The sequence below is a fragment of the Xylanibacter rodentium genome (assembly GCF_013166575.1).
Classification (GTDB): Bacteria; Bacteroidota; Bacteroidia; order Bacteroidales; family Bacteroidaceae; genus Prevotella; species Prevotella rodentium.
The window spans coordinates 1-22,689 of the sequence record NZ_JABKKE010000027.1 but is presented as its reverse complement, the minus strand read 5'-3'; the positions used below and the strand labels follow the sequence as shown (position 1 = coordinate 22,689).

Here is a 22,689-nt window from a genome sequence, read left to right as displayed (position 1 = left end):
AAAATTTTGTACTACCTGAACAACTTATTAAGTTTTTTCCTTATTGCACTTAGGGCTATATTTTGGTCATGGCTTACTGTCATTCCTATACCACTACTTTTTATGACAGCTACACTTTGATTAGTGTTATAATCGTAAAAAGTTACTGTTATATATGTATGCCCTCCATCCCACTTTTCGGATGTGACATGAATATTAGGTGTGAGAATACTATCTGAATACTCAATAATTTTTACAGTATTGGAGGCAGATAAAACTATAAGATTGGTTTCCGCTATCTGATTTTGAACAGACATAACTACATCATCCAATTCTCTATCTCCTGATGTTTCCTTTCCGAAAATGACATATTTGTACTTACTAATGTTTGCATCATTAGATAGAACTATTTTACCTGAAACACAAGATGTCATTAGTGCTATCATAGCGATGATTGGTATAATGTACTTTATAAACTTTTGTATCATTGTCTTTTTATCAATGGCTCTTTTAGTTCCAATTGGGCCGTTAATTACGCAGAAGCGTGGAACTGCAAATGCCACGTTCTGAATTGGAGGTCGTAGGAAACCTGTACACACGAATGTAGTAATAGCAGCCCACGCTATAGCGTGAGAACCACTATGCCACCCTTGTGTGTAATTGTGAAATTTCCTACGTTTCCAATTCACAAGATAAGCATAACGCTTCTTTTTATTCCATTATGTCTTGGACAGAGTTACCTCAATCCGAGTACAAAATTACTAATTTTTCTTGGCAAACTATTATGTTTGAGCCAATTTCTGTATTTTGCGTATGTAAATTATCCGAGTTTCACACAATATGATATGGAGAATGATAGATATGGACGAAAAAGCTCCTTCTAAAAGTGTGGTTTTACGGTCTTTTGTACCGTCATTGGTTCTCAAAGCACAAATAATGCTGAAATCCAATAGTAAAGAACAATTTCTTGACAATTGATTATCGTTAATTGACCATCTGCATAAATAACAAACAAAGAGGAGATGCCTTTTAGCCATCTCCTCTTTGAATTTTTACTTCCACGCTCTGAACATCTTATCCCCAATATTCTGCGACACATATTGCATTGGCAACTTTGCATAGATTTCAGTTGTCTTTATTGAGGTATGCCCCATCATAAATTGTAGCACCTCTTTGGATATACCCTGTCCGAGAGCCACCGTACAGGCAAATGTATGCCGGGCAATATGTGTGGTTAACGGGAAAGAACAATTAAGAGCCAAACCGATGCCTTTGAGGAACTGGTTGTATTTCTGATTGGAGGTTATTTCCATCTTGTAATTGTTACGTTCCAAGATTTTCTGTGTAATTGGCAGAATGGGAGTAACAAACTCATTTCCTGTCTTTATACGATGCCCGTCAATGTAATCTTTGCCATCAATAGTGACAATGTGCTGTTCATAATCGAACGATTTGGCATCGCTGTATGCCATGCCTGTAAAAGTCTGGAAAAGGAAGAAGTCAAGATACCTGTTCATTATGGCATCCGTGCTTTCTTCCCGCATACGGATTAGCTTTTTCAGTTGTGCTTCGGTGAGGTGAGGACGGTCGCTTTTCTCCCCACGTTTATCTTGAAAACGCTCGTATGGATTTTCCTTGATAAGCCCGAGACGGAAAGCTTCGGCCACATACGACTTAAACCGTTTGTGGTAGTTGTGGATGGCAGCCTGACTTCTGATGATTGGCTTCCCTTTCATCGTACAGGTTTGTTCCTCCCTTATGAAAAGGTCGAACTGATAGATATGTTGCAAGGTTACATCATCAAAGGTTTTGAACTTGCCAAATCGTTCTAGTGCCTTGTATGTGGTTAAATGCCCTTTTCGAGTTTCTTCGCGAAGCGGACGATTATTGATACGTTCCCTGAGCCATGCCATAAAGTTACGGCGATTGCCACCGTCTGCACTTAGGTATGTCTTGAATTGGGCGATAGTCATGTCATCCTTGTTCACCTGCATGGCTATAAGGATATGCTCGAACTCTGTTACTTTCTTTTGAATTTCCTCATTGATAACAACGGCACGCAGATGATTTACCACCATTCCATTCTCCCATTGGTCAAGGGTAACGTTATGCCCTGAATGAAAATAACAGCGTTCTCTCTGTAAGCAAACAACGATTTCAATAGCTCCTGCCACGGTTGTTGTGGCTTTCTTCTTCCGGTTGAAGAATAATCTTACGTACTTACTCATAATGGTAACACATTTGTGAGATTGGTAACACAGCTACGGTAACACAAAAACCGTCCCGAGGGGGCTTTTTACGTCCAAGTGTGTCGCTTTTTCTCGTTTTTTTTGATGGTGCTACCACCTTATATACTGCCTCAAAAGAATGGGTAACTGATTGAACATCAGAGGCGGCGAGTGTCTTTGAAAAGAAAAGGTCTTCATTGCTGAAGACCTTCTTTGGTGATCCGCTTGGGGCTCGAACCCAAGACCCCAACATTAAAAGTGTTGTGCTCTACCTGCTGAGCTAGCGGATCCCGACTGTTTACAAGTATGTTTGTAAAAGCGAGTGCAAAGGTAATGCTTTATTTTGTAACGGCCAAATTTTTGCCGGTTTATTTTTCAATAAATGCTCAAATAAATGCTCGTTGAGCGTATCCTTCGCTTTATTGCCTTATCAAATGTAACGGATTAGGTGGCGGTTATGTCTTTTTGTGCATGTTGCCCCTCTTTTGTAACATATCGCTGATAGTATGCGATTATGAGCGTGGTCAGTGGCAGAGCTATGATAAGTCCGAGAAAACCGAGCAGCGAGCCCCATACCGACAGTGACAGCAGCAGCACGGCAGGATTCAGTCCCATAGCCTTGCCCATTATTTTGGGAACGAGAACCATGTCGGTGATTACCTGTACGATGGCAAATACAGCGAGGGCCGATGCGAGTACCACCCAGAAGTTCTGCCCCGTATCGGCAGCTTTCAAGGCCGAAAGGAAAACGATTGGTATCAGCGCGAGCGAATGGACGTAAGGTATCAGGCTCATCAGTCCTATCATTATACCCAGACCTATGGCCATGGGAAATCCGATGACGGTAAATCCTATGCAGCAAAGAACGCCGATACATAGAGCCACAAGGCTCTGACCTCGTATGTAGCTGTCAAGCTCCCGTTCCACGTCGTCCGTCAGTTCCCGCCAGAAAGGACGGTTCTTTGGCGGGAACAGTCGAATGAATCCTGCTGACAGTTTTTCGTAATCCTTAAGTATGAAGAACATATACAATAATGTAATCAGCGATGCGATGATACTCATTATAATGTTTGCCGTCTTTCCTATCACGGCAAATACCTTTGGCATTGTCTCCTTTACAGCCTCCATGATGTCCTCGTTTCGGAAAAGGCTCGTTATAGTCTCGTCGTTTTCTCTCAGCCACAACTGTATTGCGGCGGGAAAGTTGTTAACGTGTATGGTGTCGTGCAGATAGCGTCCCAGGAGATATCCCAGCCTTTCAAACTGTTCTATCATCGGCGGGATAATCATCCAGACGATACAGCCGATGACAACCGTCACGAAAACCAGCGTGACAATGATAGACAGAACTCTGCCCGGTACGTGCATGCGATATTGCACGAATCTGACGGTGGGGTAGAGCAGATAGGCCAGCAGCCATGCAATGAAGAACGGCAGCAGCACATTGCTCAGATAGTTTACCATATAGATGATGGCTGCGGCAAGCAACGCTCCGAGCATCCACCTGATGAATCTGTCGAACGTAATGGTCATCTTTCAGAATATTCTAATTGTTGTATAAGTATATAATTGATAGGCAACAGGCAATATATGATGTGCGCCGCGCTTCATCGTGCCGTAGCCTTTCGGTAGCACTCGCGGCATAGCGGTTCATATTCGGCCGTCTCTCCGAGTAGCACGCGGCGGTCGCTTTCCACAATGCGATGGCTCACGTAAGCCAGTGAGCCGCACTTCACGCAGATGGCGTGCACCTTTGTAACATCGTCGGCAATGGCACATAGCGCCGGTATAGGTCCGAACGGTATGCCCTTGTAGTCCATATCGAGACCGGCCACTATTACACGTATGCCACGGTTGGCCAGATCGTTGCACACTTCGATGAGACCGTTGTCGAGAAACTGAGCTTCGTCGATGCCCACCACATCTATGTCCGACGACATCAGCAATATTTCGGCCGACGAGCTTATCGGCGTCGACGGGATGGAATGATGGTCGTGGCTCACCACATCGCCGTCGGAATAGCGCGTGTCCATGGCGGGCTTGAAAATCTCAACTTTCTGACGGGCAAATTCTGCACGTCTCATGCGTCTTATCAGCTCTTCTGTCTTGCCTGAGAACATCGAGCCGCAAACCACCTCTATTCTTCCTGGACGGTGGGCCTCCCATGTTAAGTTTTCTGTCATTTGGGTGCAAATGTACAAATACGTTTTAAAAATTGCAAAGATTCAACCTTCTTTTTTTGAGGATAGCAGAGAATTCATTACATTTGTCAGCAATATGGGGATATTGTATATAGTACCCACTCCGGTGGGAAATATGGAGGACATCACTTTCAGGGCCGTACGGGTGCTGCGCGAGGCCGATGTCGTGCTTGCCGAGGACACCCGAACATCGGGTGTGCTGCTGAAACATTACGACATACAGAATCATCTCATGTCGCATCATAAGTTCAACGAGCATGGCACGTCGGCAGCAGTGGTGGAGCGTCTTCGCGGCGGACAGACAGTAGCTTTGGTGAGCGATGCCGGCACGCCCGCCATCAGCGACCCCGGTTTCTACCTTGTGCGCGAGGCAGTAAAGGCCGGTATAGAGGTGCAATGTCTGCCGGGAGCAACGGCATTCGTGCCGGCTCTGGTTTCGAGCGGGCTGCCATGCGACCGCTTTTGCTTCGAGGGATTCCTTCCGGCAAAGAAAGGCCGCCAGACACGTCTCGACGCATTGAGCAGTGAGCGGCGCACAATGATATTTTACGAGTCGCCCCATCGTCTGGTGAAGACTCTCGTGCAGTTTGCCGATGTATTCGGGCCGGACCGCCGGGTGAGCGTGTGCCGCGAAATATCCAAGGTGCATGAGGAAAGCGTCAGGGGTACACTTGCCGAAGTCATTGACCGGTTCATGGCTGCAGAGCCACGCGGCGAGATAGTAATCGTTCTGGCCGGAGCCGGCGACAGAGACAGAGAAAATACCGAAAATGTCAATGCAGGAGAAGAGGGCTGTACAACTTCAACCGCCCCGAGTGCCCGCGAATTGATTTTCGGCACATCGATAAACGACGACGGTCACAGGCGTGATCGCAAATCGAAGAGACATTAGCTTTTGGTGATTAATGGAATATAAACTTTTAAAACAAGAGAAGATATGAAAAAACTGTTATTTATAGGTCTGTGCCTGATGGCCGTAGCGTCATGCAGGCAGGAAGCGCCTAAGGTAGACACGGAGGCCGTCCGTCAGCGCGACTCTCTCAATCAGGTGATAACGGAGAGAGACAACGAGATTAACGACATGCTTGCCACCTTCAACGAGATTGAAGAAGGATTCCGCGAAATCAATGAGGCTCAGAATCGTGTTAGCGTGGCCAAACAGGGAGAGGGGGCCACGAAGAAACAGCTCATACGCGAGAATGTACAGTTCATACAGTCGACAATGCGTCAGAACCGTGAACTCATAAACAAGCTCCAGCAGCAGCTCCGCGAGAGCACTTTCAAAGGCGACCAGCTCAAGCGCACCATTGAAAACCTGACACAGCAACTTGTTGAAAAAGACGCTGAGCTTCAGAAACTGCGTGCCGAACTTGACGCCAAGGACATACATATCACCGAGCTTGACGAACAGATAGCCGGTCTGAATACGAATGTTACCGAACTGAAGGAAGAGTCGTCGCAGAAGACCACCACTATCAATGCACAGGACAAGCAGCTCAACACCGCATGGTTCGTCTTCGGGACAAAGGACGAGCTGAAAGATCAGAAGATACTTGTGGACGGCAAGGTGCTTCAGTCCAACTTCAACCGCGACTACTTCACCAAGATAGACATCCGCATTGACAAGGAGATAAAGCTCTATTCGCGTTCGGCAAAGATGCTCACTTCACATCCGGCCGGCAGCTACACGCTCGAACGCAACTCCAACAAGCAGTATGTGCTGCGCATCACCAATCCGCAGTTGTTCTGGAGCACAAGCAAGTATCTTGTGGTACTCGTGAAATAATACGGTCTGATTGACCAAATATATTTACTTTAACGTATGTTAAGCGACATCTGAACCGTCATTTACGGGTTATGGCCCGAAAATGGCGGTTTTTTGCGCCAAAATAGAGTGCGCTGACAGTCAGCGTGTTACGATTTTCAGAGCGTATTTTCCGCGTGTCAAAAAAGCAGAGAGGGTCGTTTCGCCTTGCAATAAGGCCGTTATTGCATTGCGACGGCGGCCTTATTGCAAGGCGAAACGGCCCTCGCGGGAGTGTCGGGAGGGCCTTACGGCGGGCAGGACTGCTCAAAAACGTGTGTCAAGAAAGCAGAGAGGGCCTCGCGGCTTTTCTATTTCGTGAAAAAACAAAAAGCTTTTTTTTCAGAATAATCTTTAATCTTTTCCGTAGGGCCCAAGGCCTTTAGGAATGGAGGACAGTATGGCATGCCCTTTTTTGAAATAATGACAAAGAGAGACGTGTTTGCGTTTTTTTTGTGAAAAAGTTCTTTCTTGTTATAAATAATATGTAGTTTTGCAAACGTAATTTATATATAAGTGGCATTTTGCAAAATTATTGTATAATGAAAAAGATCGCATTTCTGATTTTTATGGCCGTGGCTTTTGCGTTGCAGGCTTCGGCACAGTTGCCGTCGGTTGAGTTGAAGGATATCAACGGAAAAACCGTACGTACAGACCAGCTGTCGAACGATGGCAAACCGTTTATCATCTCATTTTTCGCCACATGGTGCAAACCCTGCAACCGTGAACTGTCTGCCATCAGCGAGGTTTACGACGAATGGCGCGAGGAGACCGGCGTGAAAGTGATAGCCGTGAGCATAGACCAGGCACAGAACATCAACAAAGTCAAACCGCTTGTCGACAACAACGGATGGGAATATGACGTGCTTCTCGACCCTAACGGTGATTTCAAGCGCGCATTGGGCATACAGATGATACCCTACGTGCTCATTGTCGACGGCAAGGGGAATATAGTCTACAAGCACAACGGATATACCGAGGGAGGCGAGGCCGAGCTGATAGAGAAAGTGCGGGAGCTCGTGAAATAATCTTGGACAGACAGAATATATTGAAATGACAATAAGCAACAGACTATTATGTCTTCTTGCCGCGGGGTGCTCCGTACTTATGTCACAGGCGCAGGACGACGGGCAGAAGACCCTCACCGTGACCGGAAGCGTGCAGAGTGACGTCCTCATACCTCAGGAGGACAGCAAGATAGGTACCGGCGAATACAGCGACTGGGGACTTACAAACACGTATGTCGACGTGAACGTTATGAGCAAGTATGACGACAACGACTATTTCGACGCCGGCGCACGGCTTGAATATCTTCAACATCCGCTGCCAGGATTCGACAAAAAGTTCAAGGGTTGGGGACTGGGCAATGCCTACGTCCGCTTTCATATGAAGAAATTTGAGGTTACGGCAGGTAATTTCTACGAGCAGTTCGGTTCGGGCTTTATCCTCCGTACATACGAGGAACGAAGCCTTGGCATCGACAATTCGCTGTTGGGCGGGCGTGTCACGGTGATGCCCGTGGACGGCGTCACGATAAAGGCCCTCAGCGGCAAGCAGCGCAACTACTGGAGCTACAACGACGCACTCATATCGGGTGCCGACGTCGAGATAGGCCTCGACCGGCTGATTCGTCCGCTCGGCGAGAGTGGCACGTATCTTACTCTTGGGGCTTCGTTTGTCAACAAGCACGACGGTGACGAGGTGATAATGAGCGACGTGAACCATCGTCTCAATCTTCCGCGCAATGTCAATGCTTTCGATGTGCGTGCACGCTTGCAGAAGGGCGGGCTGAACCTTTTGGCAGAGTATGCCCAGAAGACTCAGGACCCCGTTTACGACAAGCTCTATCCGTATATTTATCGCAAGGGATATGTAGCCATGCTTTCCGGGTCTTACTCAAAGCGCGGCATGAGCCTGTTGCTGCAGGCCAAGCGCAGCGACAATATGGCGTTCAAGAGCCGTCGCACGCTTGACGAAGGGGCACTGACTTCGTCGTTCATCAACCATCTTCCGGCGTTCACCCTCGACCATACCTACGCATTGGCCGCTCTTTATCCCTATGCCACCAATGCCAACGGCGAGTGGGCCTATCAGGCAGAGCTGGGCTACAACTTCAGGAAGAACACCCTGTTGGGCGGCAAGTATGGCACTAAGGTCAAACTGAACTACTCGCACGTGCACGGCATCAACCGCACTGACCGCGACGGTGGTGTGCCCGGTTCCGACGGCTACGGCTCGTCGTTCTGGAAGTGGGGCGACGGAATGTACTATCAGGACTTGGACGTACAGGTGGAGAAGAAACTTTCCAGACAGTTCAAACTCAACCTGATGTACATGAACCAATTCTACAATCAGACCGTCGTAGAGGGTCACGGTGGCATGATACATTCCGATATCTTTGTGGCCGAGGGCAAATATCAGTTCAACCGCAAGCTGACACTGCGCGGAGAGGCTCAGTATCTGTCTACGGACCATGAGAGCGGCGACTGGATGTTCGGTCTGCTCGAATTGTCGATACTTCCCCGTTTCATGGTGACGGTAAGCGACATGTACGGTCGTCCCGACATAGACGGTGCCTATCAGGACAAGGAGCATTACTATTCGGGATATGTCACATATACCAACGGCGGTCACCGTCTGCAGCTGGGTTACGGCCGCACCCGTGCCGGTTATAACTGTTCGGGTGGCGTGTGCCGCTATGTTCCGGCGTCGAAGGGCGTTACCGTTTCGTACAACTATAATTTCTAAGCCGACAAGTTTATATGAAGATAAAGAGCATTATATATGCCGTGGCCTGCACCGTATTGGCGCTGGCCTCGTGCGATGAGGTGGACAAGGCCGACCGTTACATCGAAGTGGATACGGGCATCGTCGCCCCGCCGGAAAATCCTGACGATACAGGGCGTCCGACATCGGTGCAGCGTGCCGTGCTGATAGAAGACTTTACAGGGCAGATGTGTGTCAATTGTCCCAACGCCGTGCCTGTGATAGAGCAGCTCGAAGAGGCCTACCCGGGCAAGGTGGTGGCTGTGGCCATACATTCCGGTATGGTATTTCCGTCCACGATTGGCAATCTGGCACTTCAGACAGACCTTGGCGAGCAGTATTACAAGGATGCCGGCAGCCCGGCCCAGCCCGCAGGCCGCATAGGCCGTGTAGGCGGTACATATCTGCCCGACAGATGGATACTTCAGGCACAGGGCATACTGCGCATGCAATCGCCGGTGGCATTGAAGATAAACAATGTATACGACGAAACCGCACGCAAGGTGACCGTGAGCGTCGAGACATACGGTGTGGAGGTAGCGTCGGGCAATCTGCAGATGTGGCTCGTAGAGGACGGCATCGTAGCGCCGCAGATTATGCCGTCGGGCACTGCGGATATTAATTACATGCACAATCATGTGCTTCGCACAGCGGTGAACGGAGCTCACGGCGAGCCGATAGCCATAGCCAAGGGCGAGGACAAGACCGTGACAGCTGAGGCCGTGCTTGCAGACCATTGGAAGGCGGAGAACATGTCGGTGGTGGCGTTTGTATATAATGGCGACGGTGTGTTGCACGTGGTTAAAGCCCCCGTCATTGCAAAGACAGAAACTTCTGATGGTGACACCGAAGAGTGAAGCCGGTGCTTTGACGGTTATCAAAATTGACGGTAAAAGAGTTTAAGGGTAAAGAAATACAAGGATATAATATTTATATAGTATATGAAGATTTTTACAAGAACATTATTTGCAGCCATGGCTTTCATGGCTTGTTTTGCAGGAGCTGGCGCACAGACAGTAGACAATACTTTCCGCTTTGTGGATAAGAACGGCAATGAGATTCCCGATGGCGGAACTTATACGGCTGTGGCGGAAAAGGTAGATCTTATACCGGGAATACTTTCACGGGTTGAAGCCAAATTTGATATTTTTGTTGAGAATACCACCAGCGATGTGGCATACGTAGGGGCTCGTGTGGTGACGGAAGAGATGTCGAGTGGGGCGCTGCAGTTCTGTTTCCCGGTGCAATGTCCTCCTACGGTTCCGGCAGACTATACCACTCCTGAAACAGGAACTATGACAGCCGGTGAAAGGAAATCCCTTCAGTCCGAGTGGATGCCCACCGAAGGAGTTTATGGCTCGGCCCGGTTTACTGTGCAGTTACGTACAATGGAGGTAAAGGAATGGAATGACGGTATTCCGTCCAAATATTCTTTCAAGGCCAACGGCCCGAAGATTACCATAAATTGTATTTATGCCGATCCCACAGGTATCGATGATGTCAATGCTACAGGCTTGACAACATATAATGTTTATGACATGTCAGGCCTTAAGGTTGTGGACAACGGTACGGAAGCAGAGGTGCAGGCGCTCGATAAAGGACTGTATATCCATGAGACTGTAATAGACGGCAAGCGTGTCGCTGTCAAGAAGGTCGTGAGATAACAGTTTACAGCTTATATATAATAACAAAAAATCAACACAATGAGTAAATTTCTACTTCCACTTTTCGCCGTGTTTATATTCGTAAGTGCGGCTGTTGCCCAGAATGGCAAGGTATTTACAGTGAAAAAGGCTGATGCTGGCTTGCGTTTGATGAAGAATCCGGAATGCATGACGGTTGTCAAAAAGAACAAACCTTCGTCTGTAAAGAAGATACAGCTGGCTGACAACCAGAAGATTCTCGGCCCTTATGATACTGATGATATTGCCGGAAAAGGAAACGGACTGGGATTGCCCAATCTTGCAGGCAACATTACGATAGCGACTCTGATAGATATTGATTATGCCATGAAGTTTAACGGAGGAAAGGTTGTAAGCATGCGTTATGGCGTCACAGAACCGGCACAGGTAAACCGTGTGTTCATAAAGGCGTTGAAGAATGGCAACAGCTGGGTTGATCTCGTATCGGAAAATGTTTCCGGAACATCGGCCGTAGGATGGAACACCGTTACCCTTGCCACTCCTTATACATTAGATATGACAGGTATTGATGTCTTGTTAATGGGTTTTGAATATGTACAGAGCAATGCCAATAACGGTCAGACCTACAATGCCGAGTGTTACCCATTGTCGATGGCCGGCCCAGCTTCTCCGTCTTTTATCTATGGCAATTATGGCGATGGGTTGGGATGGTACAATATAGGTTCCGAATCTTATGGCAGCCTGAGTGTCCAGGCTGTTGTCGAGAGCGACAGTTATCCCAAGACGGACATTATACTGGGAGCCCTGACTACAGATTTCTACAACAAGGTCGGTGACAGACTTGCATATTCTTTCTCATTGAAAAACTTCGGTACGGTTGTTCCCAAAGAATATACTGTCAATGTCTCGATAGATGGAAGCGTGGTCAAGACATTCAATACACCCATATCTTTCAGTGCCTCATCTTCAGCAACCGTGTCGGATGACATAACGTTGCCTGCCGCTCTGGCTTTAGGCAAGCATACCCTTACCGTAGCGGTGGACAAGATTGACGGCACCGTCCCAACGGTAAATACAGGCGACGATAGTGATGAGGCAGTCTTTACTGTTTATGGTGAGACTTTCAAACGTAGCAAACAGCTTGTCGAGCATTTCACTTCAAACTCATGCACATATTGTCCGATAGGTGACCGGATGCTTGAGGCGCTTGCTGCCAAGCGTAGCGATATAGCCCGTGTATCTGTCCATGGAATAATGAATCCTTCTGTAATCGATCCGTATAACAGTGCCGACTGTGACAAGATAATGGTTTTGGAAGAATTGACAGGATACCCGAGCGCCTCGTTCAACCGTATATGTTTCGATAGTAAGAATGAAGATGGTTATTCGATGGTCAAGGGACTCGGTTATAATGAGATATACAAGGATCAGGTGGCTGAGATGTTCAGTGGATGGATAGATGACAACAATGCGAAATATCCTGCCTTTGCCACGGTAAATGTGTCGGCAATATATGATCCTGAAGCCGGCAAACTTAATGTGAAGGTTGTTGGAGACGGTGTTGAAAAATTCTCCGATTTCATGGGCGAGGATGCTAAGTTGAGTGTATACCTTGTTGAGGATGGACTTATATCAAGGCAGCTGAATAATGGAACATGGGTTACAAAGTTTACCCACAACTGTGTGTTGCGCAAGTGTGTGACAAGTGTTACCGGTGATGTCATAAACTGGAACGGCAATTCTTACGAGAACGACTATTCTGTCAAATGGACTTCAAGCTGGAAGCATGAAAACATGCGTGTGGTGGCTTTCATCAGCCGTCCGCTGGATTCTGAAAGTCTGGAGGACAAGTATGTTACAAATGTCGAGATGGTAAATGTGCAGAATGCTACAGGCGTGAGCAAGCCGTTTGCTGACGGTAATGGTATCTATGAGGTTTCGCGTTATACTGTTGGCGGAACTCGTCTGGCAGCTCCTCGGAAAGGCATTAATATTGTCAAGATGAGCAATGGCGAGACGCGCAAGGTCGTTGTGAGACAATAAATATTAATTGAGAATTGAGAATTGAAAATGGAGAATTATGATTACTGTTGCTATATCGTTGACGAGCAATAGTAATCATAATTCTCCATTTTCAATTCTCAATTCTCAATCTTCAATTCTCAATTCTCAATCTTCAATTCTCAATTTCTCAATCTTCCGAGATTATCTTCATATATTCGTCATAAGCGATATATCGTCCGCCCATGGTTTTCAGGTGCGGTGTTTCAAACTGGCAGTCTATCAGGCGCCCACCGTGTGTGCTGAAAAAGCGTGCAAGATATATCAGAGCGAGTTTGCTGGCACTTGGCACAAGCGAGAACATGCTTTCTCCGAAGAATGCGCGGCCGATGCAGACACCGTATAGTCCGCCCACGAGGTTGTCGTTGTCCCATACTTCGACGCTTGCAGCAAAGCCTTGGCGGTGCAATTCGGTGTAAGCCATAATCATGTCGTTTCCGAGCCATGCCCCTTGTTCCCCGATGCGCAGGTTGCTGCATGCCGCTATTACACCGTCGAAATCTTCGTTGAAACTCATGCGGTAACGCTTTTTGTTTATCAGCGTGCGCATTGAATGCGACACATGAATCTCTTCGGGAAAGATGACGAACCGTTCCATCGGGCAATACCATAGCGGTTCGTCGCAGTCGCGGAACGAATACCACGGGAAAATGCCGTTGCTGTAAGCCAGCAGCAGGCGGTCGATGCTCAGGTCGCCGCCAATGGCCAGCAGTCCGTCCGGCTCTCCGAGTCGAGGATCGGGAAAGGATACTTGTGTATTGTCAAGTCTGAAAAACATAATGTATATATATCCAAATTGTTTCTTTCGTCTTATGCGGGTGTGGATTATAAATCTGCGGGTCTTGCCCCGTCTGCATATGCCGTTGTTATCCAAGTACCAGCGAACCGTCCTTTTGTTCGATGACGGCGATGCCGCCCTTTTTGAGTTTTCCGAAGAGAATGGCACGCATCAGCAGCGGTTTCAGTTGTGAGTTGATAACGCGGTCAATCTCACGTGCCCCGTATTCGCGGGTGAATCCGAGCCGGAGCAGATGTTCGCGTGCATTGTCTTCGAGCCGCATCGTTACCCGCCGTGCCGTCAGCTGTTCCTGCAATTGGCTCAGTTTCTTGTCGAGAATGAGCGATGCCATGGTGCGGTCCATGTCGTTGAACACCACCGTTGCCGACAGCCGGTTGATGAATTCGGGTTTGAATGTCTTCTTCACCTGTTTCATCATGGCCTCACCCGCCGTCGTGTTGCCGGTGAATCCCACATTTGCCTGAGAGGCATGCTGCGCGCCGGCATTTGATGTCATTATCAGCACCACATTACGGAAGTCGGCCCTCCGTCCCTTGTTGTCCGTCAGACGGGCGTAGTCCATCACCTGCAGCAGAATGTTGTATATGTCCGGATGCGCTTTTTCTATTTCGTCGAGCAGCAGCACGCAGTTGGGAGTGCGGCGTATGGCATCGGTGAGCAGTCCGCCGTCTTCGTATCCCACATATCCTGCCGGCGAGCCAATCAGTTTGGCCACGGTGTGTTTCTCGGTGTATTCGCTCATGTCGAAGCGCACCAGCTCTATGCCAAGCTCTTCGGCCAGCACCCGTGCCACCTCGGTTTTGCCTACTCCGGTCGGTCCGACGAAGAGCAATGCGGCCAGCGGTTTCGTCCCGTCGGTAAGTCCGGCCTTTGCCATCAGCACCGCCTCGGTCACCTGCCTTACGGCTTCATCCTGTCCGTATATTTTGGCGCTTATGCGTTTTCCGAGCGTCTTGAGTGAGGCGTTGTCGTCCTCTTTCATGGCCAAAGCATCCACTTTGCACACTTTCGACAGAATCTCGGCTACGAGTGCTTTGTCCACAGTCTGTCGTTTCTGCCTGTCGAGCGGGTGTATCTCGCGATAGGCTCCGGCCTCGTCTATCAGGTCTATGGCCTTGTCGGGCAGAAAGCGGTCGCTGATATGCCGTGCGCTCGCCCTTACGGCAAAGTCTATTGCTGTGTCGGCATATGTCACGCCGTGAAATTGTTCGTAGTTCTTTTTGAGTTGGCGCAGTATGCCGATGGCCTCGTCTATGTCCGGTTCCATGATGTCTATCTGCTGAAAGCGGCGCACCAGTCCCTTGCTGCGGACAAAGTGGCGGTTGTACTCCTCGTATGTCGTAGATCCGATGAAACGTATGTTGCCCGCCTCGAGATACGGTTTGAGCATGTTCGAGGCGTCCATCGAGCCTTCGCCTGTGGCTCCGGCCCCCACAAGATTGTGTATTTCGTCTATATATACGATGGCGTTTCCCTCCTGTGCCGCGCCATCCATTATCATCTTGATGCGCTTTTCGAAGTCGCCGCGGAATTGCGTTCCGGCCACCAGCGTGCCAAGGTCAAACAGATATATCCGGCTGCCTTTCAGGCGTTCCGGCACACGACCGTCGTTTATCAGCCGCGCCAGTCCGTATACCAGCGCCGTCTTGCCCACCCCCGGCTCTCCCACGTGCAGCGGATTGTTCTTCTCCTTGCGGCACAACACCTGTATCGTGCGCTCCAGTTCCCGCTGGCGTCCGATTAGCGGATTGCGTCCTTCGATATGCTCGTTCAGACATATCACGAGACTGCGCCAGTCGTTGCCCGCCGTCTCCGCGTTTTCCTCTTTCTGTTTTCCTGCCGGTTTTTCATTGCGGTCAGAGTCATTCCGGGTGGTATCGTGCAGTCTGTGGTGTTGCGGCGGCATGCCTTCCGGATGTCCGGTCCCGTTCTCGCCGGCATTTTCGTAGCGTGATATCAGCTCGCTCATGAAGTCGTCCGCAAGGTCGTCCAGTCCTTCGTTGAGCCTGTATGCCGCAAAGGAATCCTCAAGTAGCATTATGCTCTTTACGAGATGTGCCACTTTCAGCCATTTGGCACTCGACGACTCCACTATGCTGAAGGCCATGGCTATCATTTCCTCTGTCTGTGTCGACGGTTCGATTTCATATTCTACAGTGTCCGGCACGCGCTCTGTGCCGTCCAAGTATGTTGTAAGGTCCGATTTCAGAAGTTCCGGATCGCATCCGTAGTTGTCCAAGGCAACCGTCATGTCTCGTTGTCCGAGCAGGGCCATGAGCAGATGTTCGGGCAGGATGAACTCATGTCGGAAGCGCCGGCATATCTCAAGCGTGTCCTTGAATGCTTTGTTTACTGAAGGTGAAAATCGTATTTCCATAAGATGATTGTCGGCTATGCTTTATTCTTGTTCCGGCGCGCATGTCAGGCGCAGCGGAAAACCGGCTTCACGTGCCATGCGCGTGGCTTTATGTACCTTTGATACAGCTATGTCGTAACTGTATACTCCCACTACGGCCTTGTCGCTGTGGTGCACGGCAAGCATCAGGCTTTCGGCTTCGTCCTTGCTCTTGAAGAATACGGTGGTGAGAATCATCACCACAAAGTCCATTGTCGTGAAATCGTCATTGTGTATCGTCACTTTATATCTGCGCGGTTCATCGGTGCCGGTGCGCTGCCGTTCCTTTACGGATGACTGTTCTTTTTCCATGATGCAAAAGTAGGCAAAAAAAACAATATGAGGCATCGTAGGCGTGAATAAAATTTCATATTAAACTGCAGCCGCGTCAATGGCATGCCGGATAAACATGTTTTGAAAGATGTATAAGGTAAGAAAAGTATGTTAAAATATTATACACGAACGGTGTTTTTTCAGTGGCTATTACTATATTTGCACGGCGGTAAAGGCATGCGTGAAAGCATTGCTGCCGCATAGAGAGAAACAATTCAAGTATATACATCTGAAAAACAGAACCTTTATGAGAAAAGTTACAATCAAGGCCGCCGTGTACATATTGGCGGGAACACTGACAATGAGTTCGTGTATAGGCTCGTTCGGTCTTTTCAACAAACTGCTGTCCTGGAACAAGGGCATAGGCAATAAGTTCTTGAACGAGCTTGTGTTCATCGTGATATCTCCGGCTTATGCCGTATGCGGTGTCGCCGATTTGCTGGTGCTCAACACTGTCGAGTTCTGGAGCGGACGGTCGCCAATCGCACGTGTAGGCCATGTGGAGAATGTGTGGGGACAGGACGGCCGTCTGTATGCGGTGAAAACAATGAAGGACGGATACGAGGTGACCAAGCCCGACGGTGACAAAGTGTACTTCGTTCACAATGCCGATGACGACTCGTGGATGATGAAGGCCGACGGAAAAGAGACCGAACTGTTCCGCTTCAACGAGGACGGCACCATACAGGCATACCTGCCCGACGGCGGCACAATAAACGTGACTCAGGATGAAGTAGGGCTTTACGACCTGCGCATGGCAGCCAACGGCGGTGTATATTTTGCCGCAACAAATTAATGGCTGCACAGTCCGGCACGCTTGCAATATTCCGCTGCCCCGGCATGGGATTTCTGCCCATACTATCGGGCTGGCGGATATAAGTAAAAAGAGAAAGCACTGATATTCAGTGCTTTCTCTTTTTCAGTCGGGATGACTGGACTCGAACCAGCGACCTCACGCCCCCCAGACGCGTGCGCTAACCAACTGCGCTACATCCCGTCCTTTGCGTTGCTTTCAGCATTGCGGGTGCAAAATTAGAGATAATTAGTGAGAAATGCAAATTTTTGACGATGTTTTTTGTGTTTTTCTGCCTATTTTCATTTTTTCTCATGTCTGATGTCGGCACATCGCGCGGATGTCCGGTTTTCGACCGGTATGAAATGTATATGCGTAAATACATTATGCGACGATAGAAAGATAAAGATAATTCTGAAAAAAACGCATTTTGTTTTTCCCGAAATAGAAAAGCCGCGAGGGCCTCTCTGCTTCTTTTACACGTGTTTTTGACATGATTATCTTGCCGTAAGGGCCTCCCGGCACTCCCGCAACGGCCTTTTCGCCTTGCAATAAGGCCGCCGTTGCAATGCAATAACGGTCTTATTGCAAGGCGAAAAGGCCCTCTCTGCTTTCTTGACACGTGAAAAATACGGGCCGGAATTCGTAACACGCTGATTGTCAGCATACTCTGTTTTGACGCAAAAAAGCGCTATTTTCGGCCCTTAGTGCATAAATTGTGGTCCGGATGTCGCTTAACATACGTTAAAGTAAAGATATTTGGTTGTTGCCATTTGGCCGTCAATTCATAATGTTCCACAGTACATACCGTTTGTTTCCGCAGTTTGCCAGACAGCGTCGTTTGATGTCAAAACAGGTGTTATCAGCCTTATTAATAAATGTTATTTGCTTTGTTATCTTTGTGATTTCGACTAACTTTGCAACAACTTTACATATTTAATATAACAAAATATCATAATGCAATATGAGATAACGGCTCCGGCCGTACTTAACCATACAGTCGACTTGCCGTCGTCGAAGAGTGTGAGCAACAGGGCTCTTATAATCCACGCGCTCTCGGGTGGCGGCATGTTGCCTCAAAATCTGTCCGACTGCGACGATACCGATGTGATGATAAAGGCCCTGCGCGACATGCCTGAGGTGATAGACATCAAGGCCGCCGGTACGGCCATGCGCTTTCTTACGGCGTATCTTGCCGTTACGCCCGGCCGGCACACCATAACCGGCATCGAACGCATGCGTCACCGGCCCATACGGCTGCTTGTTGACGCCCTGCGATACCTCGGAGCCGAAGTGGAATATGCCGGTGAGGAAGGCTATCCGCCGCTGCGTATAACCGGCCGGCCGCTCGACGGCGGACGTATCGAGATACCCGGCAATGTCAGTTCGCAGTATATCTCGGCATTGCTTATGATAGGTCCCGTGCTGCGCGACGGACTGCGCCTGCACCTTACTGGCGATATAATATCGCGTCCATATATCGACATGACACTGTGGATAATGGGTGAGTTCGGTGCCGAAGCCGAGTGGACCGATATCAGCACCATCACCGTGGCCCCCAAGCCGTATGCGGCTCGCGGCTACAACATTGAAAACGACTGGAGCGCAGCCTCCTACTGGTATGAAATGGTGGCGCTGGGCGGCCGTGACAGCGAAGTGACGCTCACCGGACTGATGGATGGCAGCAAGCAGGGCGACTCGTCGGTGAGTTACATATTCAGCCTGCTTGGCGTGAAGACCACGTTCGGTACGACCGAAGAGGGTGTTCCCACTACCGTCAGGCTGAGCCGCAACGGCCATTGTGTTCCGCGGTTGGAGTACGATTTTATCAATTCGCCCGACCTCGCGCAGACTTTCGTAGTGTGCTGCGCCGCGCTTGGTGTGCCGTTCAGGTTTACCGGTTTGCAGACGTTGAGAATCAAGGAGACCGACCGTATCGAGGCGCTCAAGCGGGAGATGGGAAAGCTGGGATACGTGCTGCGCGACGTTGAAGGGCGCGAGCTGGTGTGGAGCGGTGAGCGTTGCGAGCCTCTGCCCGATGCCGCTGTCGATACCTACGACGACCACCGCATGGCATTGGCCTTTGCACCGCTGGCTATGAAATGGGGCAGAGTCAGGATAAACAATCCTCATGTGGTTACAAAGTCGTATCCGCATTTCTGGAACGACCTGAAGAGTTCGGGCTTCGCAATAGACATTCACGAATAACGATACTGCCGGACGTGACCGTACTCATCATCATAATAATAGTGCTCGGTGTCACAGTGGCGCTGGGCAGCATGCTGTTTTCACGCGGTGACGGCGGCGGGGTGGTGCAGCCCAAGAGCGACTGCTCCGCGTGCAGCGGCGAAAGCGCCAAGTGCGCGCACGACTGCATGATGGAGGCGGCCGTGAAAGATGTAGAGTACTACGACGACGAGGAACTCGACATGTTTGCCGGCCGCCGTTCCGACGGATATACAGACGATGAGGCCGAGATGTTCCGCGAAGTAATGCTCACCATGAATCCCTGTGAGGTGGCTCCGTGGAGCCGCAGCATGGCGCTGCGCGGCATAGAGCCGCCCGACCAGATTAAGGACGAGATGATGATGATAATGGACGATGCGGCAGCGGGCTGAGGCCGGAAAACGTCATACCGGTGTCTTGAATGCTTAATTATGCGGCACCGAGAACAATAAAAAGCGCTGTTTTGAAGTTTAATTTAATGTGAGAAGGTTTGGACACATATATATTGTTACTGTCACCGTTGTGGCGGCTCTGCTGCTCGTGACGGCCTGTTCGTCGCATAAGAATACGGCGAAGAGCCGGTGGTGGCACTCGTTCAATGCCCGTTACAACACTTATTATAATGGCAGTCTGGCCTTTACAGACGGCATGATAGAGAAGGAAAACGGCAATAAAGACAACTTTACCGAGATGATTCCCCTTGATGCCGTGGCCAACAAGTCGAGCAGGGAGCTCGGCCGGTCCAACTTCGACAGGGCGATAGAGAAATCGGAAAAGGCTATCAAGCTGCACAGTATAAAGCGACGTCCGGAATGGACAAAGAACCGCAGGAAGACAGCCAAGGACATAGAGTGGCTCAACCGCAGGGAGTACAACCCTTTCCTGTGGAAAGCATGGCTGATGCTCGGAAAGTCGCAATACCAGAAAGGCAATTTTGACGAGGCGGCGGCAACGTTTTCATACATGTCGCGTCTGTATGCCACTCAGCCTGAAATCAATGGTATAGCGCGTGCGTGGCTGGCGCGGAGCTACACCTCACTGGACTGGCTCTACGACGCCGAGGACGTGATAATGAAGATGCGGCGTGACACGATGCACTATCGTGCCGTGAAGGACTGGGACTATGCCTACGCCGGATTTTACGTGCGTAGCCACAGATATGAAGAGGCTGCCGCCTATCTGGCGAAAGCCATAAGGCACGAACGCCGCAAGAAGCAGAAAGCGCGCATGTGGTATCTCATGGGACAGCTTCAGACGGAGCTGGGCAACAGGGAATCGGCCTACAAGGCATACAGTCGTGTGGTCAGGCAGAGCCCGCCTTACGAGGTGGAGTTCAATGCCCGCATCGCCCAGACGGAAGTCATGGCCGGCGGACGCTCGCGTCAGATGATAAGACGGCTGCGCCGCATGGCTGCCTCGGACAACAACAAGGACTATCTTGACCAGGTCTACTATGCCATAGGAAACATTTATCTTGCCGACCGCGACACTCTCAATGCCATTGCCGCCTACGAGAAAGGCAACGAGAAATCGGTGCGCAACGGTATAGAGAAAGGTGTGCTGCTGCTTAAACTGGGCAATCTGTACTGGACACGCGAGAAGTATAACGACGCACAACGCTGTTATGGCGAAGCCATCGGACTGTTGGACAAGGAACGTGCCGACTATGACGAACTGTCGGCGCGCTCGAAAGTGCTCGACGAACTGGTACCTTTCACCGATGCCGTATATCTGCAAGATTCGTTGCAGGTGCTTGCCGGTTTGCCGGAGGACGAGCGTAATGCGGCCATCGACCGTGTGATAGAGGCTTTGAAGAAGAAAGAGAAAGAGGAAAAACGGGCTGCCGAAGAGGCCGAAGCCGACAAGCGGCAGGCGGCGCAGGCTGCCTTAGGCAACAGATTCGGCAACAACAGGACAACGGGGGCAAACACCGCAGCGGCAGGAAAGTCGGGCACGTGGTATTTTTACAATACAATGGCCGTGAACCAGGGCAAGACGGCCTTCCAGCAGCAGTGGGGCAAGCGCGAGAATGTGGACGACTGGCAGCGTGCCAACCGCACTGTGGTGAATCTGGCGGGAGGCGAAGGTGCTGAAAGTGAGGATTTGGCCGGAGATTCAGTCAGCGTGAATGGCAGCGAGGTTTCGTCCGATGTGGCTGCGGGGGAGAATGTGGAAGGAAGCGACAGTGTTGCGACGGACCCCCATACCCGCGAGTATTATCTTGCACAGATTCCGTTTACGGATGAGCAGAAGGCCGAAAGCGACAATATAATAAAGGACGGACTGTTCAACTCCGGAGTGATATTCAAGGACAAACTGGACAATCTGCCGCTTGGCGAGAAAGCTCTCAAAAGGCTCACTGAGCAATATGCCGACTATGAGAAGAACGATGAGGCATGGTATCATCTGTTTCTGCTTTACTCGCGGATGGGGCGTCACGACATTGCGGCCAGGTGTTTGTCACGTATGCAGGCAGACTATCCGGAGAGCCAATGGACTGTGCTGCTCAGTGATCCTTACTTTGCAGAGAACGCTCTCTTCGGCGTACATATAGAAGACTCGCTGTATGCCGCCACTTACGACGCTTTCAAGGCTGACAGATATGACGAGGTGGCTGCCAACACGCGCCTGTCGGCCGAACGTTTTCCTATGGGAGCCAACAGGGCGAAGTTCATATTCATCGACGGATTGAGCCGTCTCAATGAGGGAGATGCCACGGCTTGTGTGAAAAGCATGAAGGAAGTGGTGGAGAAATATCCCGACAGCGATGTGTCGGAGATGGCCGGAATGATTATCAAGGGCGTGCAGGCCGGCAGGGCATTGTATGGAGGAAAGTTTGACATAGGCGATATATGGTCGCGCCGTGGGGCGGACATGGCGGCTGACAGCACCATTACCGATACGCTGAGCATGGAGCGCAACACGGGTTTTGTATTTCTTTTGGCTTACAGGGCCGACTCGCTCAACTCGAATCAGCTGCTTTTCGAGATGGCCAGATATAACTTCTCCAATTTCATGGTGCGCAACTTCGACATCACAGTTGACGTGGACAACGGCATCAGCCGAATGCTGATAAGCGGTTTCCTTAATTACGATGAGGCTCTGCAATATGCCCGTCAGCTTTATGCCGATGCGGCTATGGCCGAACGGCTTAAAGGTTGCCGCCGCATCATTATCAGCGAGGAGAATCTGAAGATGCTCGGCACACGATACAGTTATGTGGACTATGAGGATTTCTTTGAGAAATCGTTTGCTCCGTTGCAGATAAGCAATGAGGAGCTGCTCAACATTCCTGAAGGTGTAGAGGTGCCGGAGGGTGAGGTTAATTTGCCGGCGGGTATTGAAGTGCCGGCGCCCGGGCAGCCTTCTACTACAGACGATGACGACGGTCTTGGTCTCGGCGATACGCCTCAGGCTCCGGTACAGCAGCCTTCAACCACAGACGATGACGACGGTCTTGG

At 49.9% G+C, this 22,689-nt stretch carries 18 protein-coding genes and 2 tRNA genes; 11 read left to right on the top strand and 9 right to left on the bottom strand.

Annotated elements, in window-relative coordinates:
* Positions 1-11 precede the first annotated feature (11 nt).
* From HPS55_RS12430 to HPS55_RS12410, 5 genes are all read right to left on the bottom strand, one after another.
* A complete protein-coding gene (locus HPS55_RS12430) occupies positions 12-467 on the bottom strand; it encodes a hypothetical protein (protein ID WP_172178290.1) in 456 nt (151 codons plus the stop codon).
* A 564-nt stretch (positions 468-1,031) separates the two neighbouring features.
* Positions 1,032-2,207, bottom strand: a complete 1,176-nt coding sequence (locus HPS55_RS12425; protein WP_172178288.1) for a site-specific integrase — start codon at positions 2,205-2,207, stop codon at positions 1,032-1,034.
* A 214-nt stretch (positions 2,208-2,421) separates the two neighbouring features.
* Positions 2,422-2,497 (bottom strand) — tRNA-Lys (locus HPS55_RS12420).
* A gap of 154 nt (positions 2,498-2,651) precedes the next feature.
* Positions 2,652-3,740 carry an AI-2E family transporter gene (locus tag HPS55_RS12415; RefSeq protein WP_172178286.1) on the bottom strand — a complete coding sequence of 363 codons (1,089 nt, stop codon included), beginning with the start codon at positions 3,738-3,740 and terminating at the stop codon, positions 2,652-2,654.
* A gap of 74 nt (positions 3,741-3,814) precedes the next feature.
* Positions 3,815-4,390: a thymidine kinase gene (locus HPS55_RS12410; RefSeq protein WP_172178284.1), complete on the bottom strand. Its 576-nt coding sequence runs from the start codon at positions 4,388-4,390 to the stop codon at positions 3,815-3,817.
* 94 nt (positions 4,391-4,484) lie between these two features.
* Here HPS55_RS12410 and rsmI point away from each other — a divergent pair, with 94 nt between their 5' ends.
* From rsmI to HPS55_RS12375, 7 genes are all read left to right on the top strand, one after another.
* A complete protein-coding gene (gene rsmI / locus HPS55_RS12405; RefSeq protein ID WP_172178282.1) occupies positions 4,485-5,300 on the top strand; it encodes a 16S rRNA (cytidine(1402)-2'-O)-methyltransferase in 816 nt (271 codons plus the stop codon).
* A 45-nt stretch (positions 5,301-5,345) separates the two neighbouring features.
* Positions 5,346-6,194 carry a Cbp1 family collagen-binding glycoprotein adhesin gene (locus HPS55_RS12400; protein ID WP_172178280.1) on the top strand — a complete coding sequence of 283 codons (849 nt, stop codon included), beginning with the start codon at positions 5,346-5,348 and terminating at the stop codon, positions 6,192-6,194.
* A gap of 560 nt (positions 6,195-6,754) precedes the next feature.
* On the top strand, positions 6,755-7,240 hold the full coding sequence (locus tag HPS55_RS12395) for a TlpA family protein disulfide reductase (protein WP_172178278.1): 486 nt from the start codon (positions 6,755-6,757) through the stop codon (positions 7,238-7,240).
* Positions 7,241-7,265: 25 nt separating this feature from the next.
* On the top strand, positions 7,266-8,960 hold the full coding sequence (locus HPS55_RS12390) for a DUF6029 family protein (protein WP_256372671.1): 1,695 nt from the start codon (positions 7,266-7,268) through the stop codon (positions 8,958-8,960).
* Between the two features lie 14 nt (positions 8,961-8,974).
* On the top strand, positions 8,975-9,835 hold the full coding sequence (locus HPS55_RS12385; RefSeq protein ID WP_172178276.1) for an Omp28 family outer membrane lipoprotein: 861 nt from the start codon (positions 8,975-8,977) through the stop codon (positions 9,833-9,835).
* A gap of 84 nt (positions 9,836-9,919) precedes the next feature.
* Positions 9,920-10,642 (top strand): hypothetical protein, encoded by a 723-nt coding sequence (locus HPS55_RS12380; protein WP_172178274.1) that lies wholly within the window; start codon positions 9,920-9,922, stop codon positions 10,640-10,642.
* A 39-nt stretch (positions 10,643-10,681) separates the two neighbouring features.
* The gene (locus HPS55_RS12375) at positions 10,682-12,664 is read left to right on the top strand and encodes an Omp28-related outer membrane protein (protein ID WP_172178272.1); all 1,983 of its coding nucleotides are present in this window, start codon (positions 10,682-10,684) and stop codon (positions 12,662-12,664) included.
* A gap of 148 nt (positions 12,665-12,812) precedes the next feature.
* Here the strand turns inward: HPS55_RS12375 and aat are convergent, their stop codons facing one another.
* From aat to HPS55_RS12360, 3 genes are all read right to left on the bottom strand, one after another.
* Positions 12,813-13,460, bottom strand: coding sequence for a leucyl/phenylalanyl-tRNA--protein transferase (gene aat / locus HPS55_RS12370; protein WP_172178270.1), 648 nt, complete (start codon positions 13,458-13,460; stop codon positions 12,813-12,815).
* 88 nt (positions 13,461-13,548) lie between these two features.
* Complete coding sequence (locus HPS55_RS12365) at positions 13,549-15,858, bottom strand: AAA family ATPase (protein ID WP_172178268.1); 2,310 nt, start codon at positions 15,856-15,858, stop codon at positions 13,549-13,551.
* Positions 15,859-15,879: 21 nt separating this feature from the next.
* Positions 15,880-16,188: an ATP-dependent Clp protease adaptor ClpS gene (locus tag HPS55_RS12360; RefSeq protein ID WP_172178266.1), complete on the bottom strand. Its 309-nt coding sequence runs from the start codon at positions 16,186-16,188 to the stop codon at positions 15,880-15,882.
* A 268-nt stretch (positions 16,189-16,456) separates the two neighbouring features.
* Here HPS55_RS12360 and HPS55_RS12355 point away from each other — a divergent pair, with 268 nt between their 5' ends.
* Positions 16,457-17,005 (top strand): DUF3332 domain-containing protein, encoded by a 549-nt coding sequence (locus tag HPS55_RS12355; RefSeq protein ID WP_172178264.1) that lies wholly within the window; start codon positions 16,457-16,459, stop codon positions 17,003-17,005.
* A 127-nt stretch (positions 17,006-17,132) separates the two neighbouring features.
* On the opposite strand, the gene HPS55_RS12350 is transcribed toward HPS55_RS12355, so the two are convergent.
* Positions 17,133-17,206, bottom strand: a tRNA-Pro gene (locus HPS55_RS12350).
* A 753-nt stretch (positions 17,207-17,959) separates the two neighbouring features.
* Between HPS55_RS12350 and HPS55_RS12345 the strand changes: the two genes are divergently transcribed.
* The 3 genes from HPS55_RS12345 to porW all read left to right on the top strand — a co-directional run.
* Entirely contained in the window at positions 17,960-19,210 is a 1,251-nt protein-coding gene (locus HPS55_RS12345; protein ID WP_172324983.1) for a 3-phosphoshikimate 1-carboxyvinyltransferase, read from the top strand.
* 14 nt (positions 19,211-19,224) lie between these two features.
* Positions 19,225-19,620, top strand: a complete 396-nt coding sequence (locus HPS55_RS12340; RefSeq protein ID WP_172178260.1) for a hypothetical protein — start codon at positions 19,225-19,227, stop codon at positions 19,618-19,620.
* 88 nt (positions 19,621-19,708) lie between these two features.
* Positions 19,709-22,689: type IX secretion system periplasmic lipoprotein PorW/SprE (gene porW, locus HPS55_RS12335; protein WP_410543865.1), on the top strand; the 2,981-nt coding region annotated here is incomplete at its 3' end.